The following is an 8725-nucleotide window of genomic DNA, read 5'->3' as shown; positions in this document are numbered from 1 at the left end:
GCTGCTGGCCGAACTCGACGACGAGTGGATGACCGGCAAGGTCTATCTCAACCTCAACCCGTAACCTCGGCGTCATGACCAACACCACGAAAATTTACAGAAAAAAGGTTGCACAATCGGTCGCCGCGAGCGCCGTGGTGAGCGCGGCAAAGTGGCTGATGTCGCCCGCGGCGCTCGGTTCCTTGTGGAAAATCAGCCGAAAAGCATGCCCCAGCGCACGGAACTGCACGCCCCGCAGCACGACGGTAAGATACAACCCCGTGCCCACCAGCAGCACCAGCATCGGCACGCCCCAGACGAAGTTGGCCACGGTGGAGAGCAATTGGTTCAAGGCGTCCATGGTGCCTCCTTGTTCTCGTTATCGATCAAACAATGAATTTCGCCATCATGGACATCGATTTTAGTCGATCGCGGATCGAGCACGATCCGGGGTGCGATTGACCTCGATCGTCAAGTGGCTCAAGGCGGAAAGATCCTTGAGCCGCTCCTTGTACTGCCGGGCGCTTTCGGGCCGTGGGGAATCGAGCGTAACGATGCAGGCATAGGTCTGCGGCCCCAGGCGCCACACGTGCAGGTCGGTGACGCGGGTGAGGCCGTCGCGCTGCAGGCGCTCGACGATCTCGTGCTCGAGCACTCCGAAATCCTCCGCGTCGAGCAGCGAGCGCATGGACGTGCGCGCGAGCCCTACGCTCCAGTAGAGGATCACGGCGGCACCGACCAGGCCGATCAGCGGGTCGAACCAGGCCCATCCTCCCCACTTCCCAGCAGCCAAGGCGGCGATCGCCAGCACAGAGGTGAAGGCATCGGCCAACACGTGCAGAAAGGCACCGCGGTAGTTTGGGTCCGCCGACGGCGCATGCCCGAATCCCTTCGCGGTGACGGCCATATCGTGATGGTGCGCCGCATCCGTTGCACGCCCCCCATCATGCGCATGCCCATGATCGTGATCATGCTCATGCCCTGCGCCGAGAATGAACGCGCTCACCAGGTTGACGGCAAGCCCGATCACCGCCACGAGGAGCGCCTCGTCGTAGGCGATCCGCTGCGGCGAGAGCAGCCGCCCGACCGATTCCCACACCAACCCCAGGGCGACGAGGGCGAGCAGCAGCGCGCTGGTGTAACCCCCGAGCGCGCTCACCTTGCCCGTGCCGAAGGTGAAGCGCGGATTGGCCGCATGGCGCTCGGCATAGTAATAAGCGAACACCGCCACGCCCAGCGCCGCCACGTGCGAGCCCATGTGCCAACCGTCGGCGGTGAGCGCCATCGACCCGGTGAGATAGCCGAAGGCGATTTCGAAGATCATGGTCACGAAGGTGAGCGCGACCACCCATGCGGTGCGGCGCATGCGTTGCCGGGCATGGGGATCGACTTCGAAGGGATGCTGCCAGGGCGCGAGCGGTGGGGTCGAAGACATGGTCGAAGCCATGAAAAAGGTCCGATGCCAGAACGATTCTCATTCTAGCACCGGACCTGTGCGAACACGGCACGCGCCGAAATCCGGCGCGGCCGACCCCCGGTCAGGCTTACGGCTTGATCGCGACCTTCAGCACGCCATCGCGCTGATTGGCAAAGAGGTCGTAGGCAGCCACGATGTCGTCGAGCTTGAAGTGGTGCGTCACGAGGGCCGTGAGATCGACGCGGCGGCTGGCGACCACCTCCATCAGGCGCCGCATGCGCTCTTTCCCGCCTGGACACAGGGTGGTGACGATTTTGTGGTTGCCCAGGCCGGCCGCGAAGGCATCGAGCGGCATTTCCAGCTTGCCGGAATACACGCCCAAGCTCGAGAGCGTCCCGCCGGGTTTGAGCACGCGCAGGCAGGCCTCGAAGGTTTGTTGCGTGCCCAGCGCCTCGATGGCGACATCGACACCGCGTCCGTTGGTGAGCTCCATGATTTTCTGTACCGGATCGACTTCCTTGAAGTTGATCACGACGTCGGCCCCGAGCTTACGCGCGATCTCGGCGCGCGCCGGTACCGCCTCGACGGCGAAGATCTTCGTGGCCCCCATCAGCTTGGCCCCGGCCGTGGCGCAAAGCCCGATCGGCCCCTGCGCGAAAACCGCCACCGTGTCGCCGATGCGCACGTGCCCGCTCTCGGCGCCGGAAAAACCCGTGCTCATGATATCGGGACACATCAGCACTTCTTCGTCCGACAGGCCATCGGGGATCGGCGTGAGGTTCGCCTGTGCGTTGGGAATGCGCACGTATTCGGCCTGGCAGCCGTCGATGGTATTGCCCAGCTGCCAGCCACCCATGTGTTTGTGGCCGCATTGGCTCGATTGGCCATCGAGGCAGCTATTGCACTGACCGCAGGGCGTGATCGCACCGGCGATCACGCGTTGGCCGACTTCGTAGCCGGTCACGGCGCTGCCGAGTTTCTCGATGACACCCACCGGCTCATGACCGACGATGAGACCGGGCCGCACGGGGTACTCCCCTTTGAGGATATGCACGTCGGTGCCGCAGATCGTCGTGGTCGTGACGCGCAGCAGCGCATCGGTGGGCCCAATTTCGGGGATCGGACGCTCCTGCAGCTCGATGCGCCCCGGCGCGACGAACACAGCGGCTTTCATGGTCTTTTGCATAAGGTTCTCCTTTCACGACGGTGAAGCGGCACCATGCGGCCTCACGCTCCTTTCAGCATAGCACCATCCCCTCGTCGAGAACAGGGAAGCGTCCGATTTTGTGTCATAAAGGTATTTGCCAGTTCGACTTCGGAAGTGCGCTTTTCCCAGCATTCGATCCGAGGAATCCCGACACACGCCTTCCCTTGCCAGATCACCACGTCCCAGAGAAAATTTTTTCTCCAACAATACATTACGGCATCGGCTTTCCCTCTATACTATTGCGCCAACGACGAGGGGCGCCGACATGGCCAAATGGAGGTTCGGGATACGAGCGAAATCTACCCTGGCGCTCTTGCTGGTGTGTCTCGTCGTCCTCGTTCCCGTCGCCGCCATCGGCATGCAGCTCTTTCAGGGTCTGCGCGAGCATTTCGCCGAAACTTGGGCGCGCAATTTCACTGAACTGCACGGCGAGCGCATCGCCGGGCCCCTGTCGCGCGAAGTCGCTCTGGCTCGGCGCTTGGCCGGATCGATGTCGATCCGCAATTGGTTGCGCCGTGAAGACGACGAAGCCTTGCGGCAGCAGGCTCGGCTCGAAGCCGAAGGCTACCGGCGCGATTTTCTCGGCCGTGCCTGGTTCCTGGCCAGTCGCGGCAGCCTCGCCTATTACTTCGACGACGACGCAACCTCCGAAAGCCTCGTCCCCCGCTATCGCCTCGATCCCGAAAAACCGGAAGACGCCTGGTTCTTCGCCACCTTGGCCGCTCCCACCCAGGTCAACATCAACCCCAACCCGGACCGGTGGTTGAAACAGGTCATGGTATGGATCAACGTCGTCGTGGAAGACCAGGGAGAACGCCTGGGCGTGGCAGGAACCGGAGTCGATCTCACCACGTTCATCTCCTCCTTTCTGCACACCACGGAAGCCGGGGTCACCCCCATCATCATCGACCGCAAGGGCGCCATCCAGGCCCACCCCGACCCCCAACGCATCGCCTGGTCCTCCGGCGCCACCGGCACCGTCTCACCCGCGCACACCTTCTCCGAGCAACTGACCGGCAAAGAAGACGCGGCGCACCTGGCCGCCGCCATGCGGCGCGCCGCCGCCACCCCCGGCACGGTCGAGGTCATGCCCGCCCTCCTCGACGGACGCCGGCAGATGCTCGCGATCACCTGGCTCGAACCCTTGCAGTGGTATCTGATCACCGCCGTCGACCTCGAAACCATCCATCTGTTCGAAGATACCTGGGTGCGCATCGCCGTGGGCATCGTCGTGCTCGTGCTGCTCTCCGTTCTGACCCTCTTCACGCTGTCGGTGGATCGCCTTCTGCTCCAACCGCTACGCGGCCTGCACCGTTCCGCCATGGCCCTGGCTTCCGGCCGCTTCGACGTTCCCCCTCCCGATGCAGGGCGAGACGAGCTCGGCGACCTCAACCGCGCCTTCGCCCACATGGCCCGGCAGATCGCCAACCAGACCCAAGAACTGGAGGACGAGGTTCGGGCACGCACGGCCGAGCTTCGGGATGCCAATGCCGCCATGGCTGCCAGCCAGAAAAAACTCGGCGACTCCATCCAATATGCCAGCTTGATCCAGCGTGCGCTGCTGCCGGACCGTGCGCTTGCCACACTGCTGGGCGAACACCATTTCGTCTTATGGCGACCGCGGGACGTGGTCGGCGGAGACTTCTATCTCTTTCGCGCCGAACCCCAGCACTACCTCATAGGCATCGTCGATTGTGCCGGGCATGGCGTACCCGGCTCATTGATGACCATGCTCGCCCGCACCGCCTTCGACGATGCCATGAACCGACATGGCATCGAACATCCAGCCGTACTGCTGGAGCAGGCCGACGCCACCCTGCGTGGCATGCTGGATCAGGCCCATCTGCCGCGTGCCATCGCAGCGAGTACCGATGCCGCCCTGGTGTATGTCGACCGAAACGCCCGGCGGCTTCGTTATGCCGGCGCCCGCATCGACCTCTATTGGAGCGATGGCGATACGGTACATGAGCTGTCCGCCGAACGACGCTCGCTCTGCGACCGCAAAAAAGGGGAATACACCGAAATCGAGATTCCCTTACGAGAAGGCGTCACCTACACCCTCGTCACCGATGGTTATCTGGACCAGGCGGGAGGCGAGCATGGCTTCGGGTTTGGCGACACCCGCTTTCGCGAAGTTCTACGACACGTCGCCCGCCTGCCCTTCGATCACCAGGCTCAAGCCGTGGATGCAGCGCTCGAATCCTGGCGCAGCGGACTGCCACAGCGCGACGACATCACCCTGTTGTCCTTTCGTATCGATTGAACGGAGTACCTACCATGTTGGACATGGATTTTCTCTGCTTGCGCGAACTACTACAGAATCATCGAATTCTGCTCTGTTTCAATGGTCCGATCTCGCGCAGCCTGATCGAGGAGATAGGATTCGCCCTGAAAAACTACCTCGAAGCCGACCACGCTCGCCCATCGGCTGCAATGGATGTCTTTGGAGCCTATGTCGAGCTGACCCAAAACATCCGTCACTACGCTGCGAGCAAGGGATATGGGGATACCGACAGCGCTGCCACCATCCTCGTGGCCTGCGACGAGGATGGTGCCTACCTCATCCAAACGGGGAACGTCGTCGATGCCGCCGACGCGAGCCCGCTCCTCGAACGCATCGCCCAGCTCGCCGCCATGGATCCGATCGAACTCAAGCACGCCTACAAGACGCAGTTGCGCCGCCCTATCGCCCACGGCGCTTCGAGCGGTGCGGGTCTCGGCCTCATCGACATCGCCCGCAAGGCCAGGCGCCCCTTGATCGCCACTCAGCGGCCACTCGATGACGGAAAGATCTTCTTCAGTCTGCGCGCCATCCTCTGATCGCCCCCCGACTCGGAGCATGCACATGAGCACCTCGTTCACCCTGCCCGGCACCCAAACCACGCCAACGATCGTTGCCGATTGGAATGAGGGATTGCTGCAGATGTCGGGCGACTCCTACCCGGAAAACTCCTTCGACTTCTTTACCGGCACGCTCGACTGGGTCGAATCGTTTCTCAAACGAGAGCGACGCCCCCTGCGCCTCGAGCTTCGTTTGCTCTACATGAACACCAGCTCGGTCAAAGTCATGATGGACATCTTCGACCTCCTGGAAGATGCCCACAAACTGGGACAAGAAGTCAGTGTCGTCTGGCGTTTCGACCCTCGCAACGAGCGAGTCGAGCTCCTCGCCGAAGAATTCCGCGAAGACTGCACTTTCCCCTTCCACATCTGCGCCGAGGTCTAGGATGAAGGGACTGCCCGTCTCACCCTTTGGTCAGACCGACGAGTCGGCTCTGCTGGAAGAAATCGACCGGTTCCTTGCCTCCGGCGCCCATCAGGACAATCCTTTGCGCGATCTACTCGTGCGCCTGCTCACACTGCACCGCCAGCAAAACGAACGATTGCTGCGCCTCATCCACCTCTCCGACGGCTACCACGACCTCGGTCGCATGCAATCCGCCTCCCTGGCGCAACGGCTCGAACGCCACCTGCGCCGGCTGGAGAAACTCGCTCGTATTTCGGACAGATACCAGGATCAACTGCGATCACTCAACGATGCCCTGCTCAAGTCTTCGCTCAAAGACCCGCTCACCGAACTTGGCAATCGACGCTATCTCATGGAACGCCTCGGCGACGGACACTTCCCGGCGAACAATCCGACCGAACCATGCTGCATCGCCATGCTCGACGTCGACCACTTCAAACGCATCAACGACGGCTGGGGCCACGAGATAGGCGACGAGACGCTCAAGCATATCGCCAGCGCCTTGCGAGAAACCATACGCCATAGTGACATCATCGGACGCTGGGGCGGAGAAGAATTCCTCCTGATCTTCCCCGCCACGGAACTCGCCGAAGCCCTCGTGATCGCCGAACGCATACGCCAGGCGATCATGGCCATCTCCATTCCCCATCCTCTCGGCCCTGTCGCCGTCTCGGCCAGTATCGGCCTCACCCTACGCCGGCACGACGAGCCGCTCACCATCACCCTCAACCGCGCCGACGAAGCCCTGCTGCAAGCCAAACGAACGGGACGCAACCGCACCGTGACCGATTAACCGTCGGGCCGCAGAAAAGCAAGAAAACCGTCACGATCGGCTTCAGGGCAAGGCGCCCGAAGCGCCGATGGAGAACGGCGCGCGGGCTCATCCTCCCCGTCGAGCTCCGCGCAGACGCTCACCCGGAAGCGTCGATCTACGTTGGATGTAGACCGCCTGCACCGCCGTGGCAGGCCCGAATGCGCGCCAGACGCTCGTGCGGCGAGACAGGCTCGATCACACGATCGTCCGCTTCGAGATTCGTGCTGATTTGGTGGTAAAAAAAACCCCGATTATTTTGGCATTCGTCGGTCGCCTCCCGAATCGGCCGCATGCTGCAGGCAGTGGCCACGATGCAGCAGTCGCTGCGCGAGATGCTGGGCGAGATCCGTCGCAACACCGACCAGCTCGCCGAAGCGGCCACCACGCTCGCCGTCGTCGCGGGTGACGTGGAACGCGCCGTCACCGAGCAGACGAACCTACTCGCCTTGAACGCCGCGATCGAGGCCGCGCGCGCTGTGAATACGGCCGCGGCTTCGCCGTGGTGGCCGACGAGGTGAGGAAACTGGCCGAGCGCACCACCGTCTCGACTCAAGAAATCACGGAGATGATTACCCACATCCAGCAGGGCACGAAGCAGGCCGTGGTCACCATGGAAACGAGCGTGGCCGAAGTCGAGGAAGGGGTGCAGCTCGCCAACGCGGCGGGCGAATCGATCGAGCGCATCGCCGCAGGCTCGGGCCGCGTCATCGACTACGCCAGCCACATCTCCGACGCCCTCAAGGAACAATCCATCGCCAGCAACCAGGTGGCACGCAACGTCGAGACCATCGTGCAGATGGCCGAGAAGAACCATCAAGCGGTCAACCGCGCCGGCGCCACGGTGAAACTCATCGAGGAGGCGATGCAAACCCTGCGCAACGCCGTCGGACGGTTCAAGATCAATTGAAGATCGATACCATCAATCGCCAGACGGCTCCTGGTCCTTCAGGCCTGGCCTTGCGCAGCGAACACCCTCAGCCGGGCCGGCACGAGCCGCACCGGCTGGCCGGGGGACAGCCCCAGGGCGGTGCAGCGCTCGCGCGGTAGCTCCACTTCGAAGCGGCGCGCGGGCTCACCCTCTCCGTCGAGTTCCACTCGGGCGCTCGCGCCGAAGGCGAGGATACGGGCCACGCGGGCCAGCACGCCCCGATCCGACTCGGCCGGCACGATGTCGAGCTCGAAGGGCCGGGCGAAGGCGATCACCGATTCGCCGGCGGAAAGCGGCGCCTCGTGCGGCAGGAGCGCATCGCCCACCCGCAGCCCCGTTGCTTCCATACGCCCCTCGAAGCGGTTGACCGAACCGAGGAAGTCGTAGACGAAGGGCGTTGCGGGATGGTGATAGACTGCCTCCGGCGTGCCCACCTGTTCGACGCGGCCGCGGTGCATCAGCACCACGCGGTCGGCCACCTCCAGCGCCTCTTCCTGGTCGTGGGTGACGAAAATGGAAGTGACGTGCAGCTCGTCGTGCAACCGGCGCAGCCAGCGGCGCAGTTCCTTGCGCACCTTGGCATCGAGCGCGCCGAAAGGCTCGTCGAGCAGCAGCACCTTGGGCTCGACCGCCAGCGCCCGGGCGAGCGCGATGCGCTGGCGCTGCCCGCCGGAGAGCTGCGAGGGGAAGCGATCGGCGATCCAGTCGAGTTGCACCAGTTCGAGCAGCGCCATCACGCGGCGGCGGATCTCGGCCTCGCTCGGGCGCTCGCGCCGCGGTTTCATGCGCAGGCCAAACGCCACGTTGTCGAACACGCTCATGTGCCGGAAGAGCGCGTAGTGCTGGAAAACGAAGCCGACGCGGCGTTCGCGCACGTGGGTGCCGGAAGCGTCCTCGCCGTCGAACAGTACCTGCCCCGAGTCTGGCGGCTCCAAACCGGCGATCACGCGCAGCAGTGTGGTCTTGCCGCAGCCCGAAGGGCCCAGCAGCGCCACGAGCTCCCCATCGGGGAAAGCGAGCGAGACGTCGTCGAGCGCGGTGAAGGCGCCAAAACGCTTGCAGATATGTCGGACTTCGATGCTCATTTGAGACTCCCGCGACGCAGGGCAGCAAAATCGCCGCGCCGCTCGATG

At 63.5% G+C, this 8725-nt stretch carries 9 protein-coding genes and 1 pseudogene; 6 read left to right on the top strand and 4 right to left on the bottom strand.

What is annotated here, in order from left to right; all coding sequences use genetic code 11:
* Positions 1 to 118: 118 nt before the first annotated feature.
* From EPD81_RS10510 to EPD81_RS10500, 3 genes and pseudogenes are all read right to left on the bottom strand, one after another.
* Positions 119 to 340: pseudogene (locus EPD81_RS10510) on the bottom strand (sodium:alanine symporter family protein); the annotation flags it as partial.
* Positions 341 to 400: 60 nt separating this feature from the next.
* Positions 401 to 1426, bottom strand: a complete 1026-nt coding sequence (gene dmeF, locus EPD81_RS10505; RefSeq protein WP_221929312.1) for a CDF family Co(II)/Ni(II) efflux transporter DmeF — start codon at positions 1424 to 1426, stop codon at positions 401 to 403.
* 97 nt (positions 1427 to 1523) lie between these two features.
* A complete protein-coding gene (locus EPD81_RS10500) occupies positions 1524 to 2582 on the bottom strand; it encodes an NAD(P)-dependent alcohol dehydrogenase (protein ID WP_221929311.1) in 1059 nt (352 codons plus the stop codon).
* Positions 2583 to 2868: 286 nt separating this feature from the next.
* Between EPD81_RS10500 and siaA the strand changes: the two genes are divergently transcribed.
* From siaA to EPD81_RS10475, 6 genes are all read left to right on the top strand, one after another.
* Positions 2869 to 4866 (top strand): biofilm regulation protein phosphatase SiaA, encoded by a 1998-nt coding sequence (siaA, locus tag EPD81_RS10495; protein WP_142805389.1) that lies wholly within the window; start codon positions 2869 to 2871, stop codon positions 4864 to 4866.
* A gap of 14 nt (positions 4867 to 4880) precedes the next feature.
* Positions 4881 to 5423: a biofilm regulation protein kinase SiaB gene (siaB, locus tag EPD81_RS10490; RefSeq protein WP_142805388.1), complete on the top strand. Its 543-nt coding sequence runs from the start codon at positions 4881 to 4883 to the stop codon at positions 5421 to 5423.
* 25 nt (positions 5424 to 5448) lie between these two features.
* Entirely contained in the window at positions 5449 to 5829 is a 381-nt protein-coding gene (siaC, locus tag EPD81_RS10485) for a biofilm regulation phosphoprotein SiaC (RefSeq protein ID WP_142805387.1), read from the top strand.
* Position 5830: 1 nt separating this feature from the next.
* Positions 5831 to 6643: a biofilm regulation diguanylate cyclase SiaD gene (siaD, locus tag EPD81_RS10480; protein ID WP_142805386.1), complete on the top strand. Its 813-nt coding sequence runs from the start codon at positions 5831 to 5833 to the stop codon at positions 6641 to 6643.
* Between the two features lie 311 nt (positions 6644 to 6954).
* Complete coding sequence (locus EPD81_RS10920) at positions 6955 to 7182, top strand: hypothetical protein (protein ID WP_304649920.1); 228 nt, start codon at positions 6955 to 6957, stop codon at positions 7180 to 7182.
* On the top strand, positions 7179 to 7571 hold the full coding sequence (locus EPD81_RS10475; protein ID WP_304649919.1) for a methyl-accepting chemotaxis protein: 393 nt from the start codon (positions 7179 to 7181) through the stop codon (positions 7569 to 7571). The genes EPD81_RS10920 and EPD81_RS10475 overlap by 4 nt, the downstream gene beginning before the upstream one ends.
* Before the next feature lie 38 nt (positions 7572 to 7609).
* On the opposite strand, the gene EPD81_RS10470 is transcribed toward EPD81_RS10475, so the two are convergent.
* The gene (locus tag EPD81_RS10470) at positions 7610 to 8677 is read right to left on the bottom strand and encodes a sulfate/molybdate ABC transporter ATP-binding protein (RefSeq protein ID WP_142805385.1); all 1068 of its coding nucleotides are present in this window, start codon (positions 8675 to 8677) and stop codon (positions 7610 to 7612) included.
* Positions 8678 to 8725 lie beyond the last annotated feature (48 nt).

The sequence above is a fragment of the Tepidiphilus sp. J10 genome, from assembly GCF_006980785.1.
Lineage (GTDB): Bacteria > Pseudomonadota > Gammaproteobacteria > Burkholderiales > Rhodocyclaceae > Tepidiphilus > Tepidiphilus olei.
This window is presented reverse-complemented; position numbering and strand designations above follow the sequence as displayed.

Coding starts and splice junctions, on each gene's coding strand:
- dmeF (WP_221929312.1), bottom strand. CDS start 1,426: ATGGCTTCGACCATGTCTTCGACCCCACCGCTCGCGCCCTGGCAGCAT.
- siaD (WP_142805386.1), top strand. CDS start 5,831: ATGAAGGGACTGCCCGTCTCACCCTTTGGTCAGACCGACGAGTCGGCT.
- siaC (WP_142805387.1), top strand. CDS start 5,449: ATGAGCACCTCGTTCACCCTGCCCGGCACCCAAACCACGCCAACGATC.
- siaA (WP_142805389.1), top strand. CDS start 2,869: ATGGCCAAATGGAGGTTCGGGATACGAGCGAAATCTACCCTGGCGCTC.
- EPD81_RS10920 (WP_304649920.1), top strand. CDS start 6,955: ATGCTGCAGGCAGTGGCCACGATGCAGCAGTCGCTGCGCGAGATGCTG.
- EPD81_RS10470 (WP_142805385.1), bottom strand. CDS start 8,677: ATGAGCATCGAAGTCCGACATATCTGCAAGCGTTTTGGCGCCTTCACC.
- EPD81_RS10500 (WP_221929311.1), bottom strand. CDS start 2,582: ATGCAAAAGACCATGAAAGCCGCTGTGTTCGTCGCGCCGGGGCGCATC.
- siaB (WP_142805388.1), top strand. CDS start 4,881: ATGTTGGACATGGATTTTCTCTGCTTGCGCGAACTACTACAGAATCAT.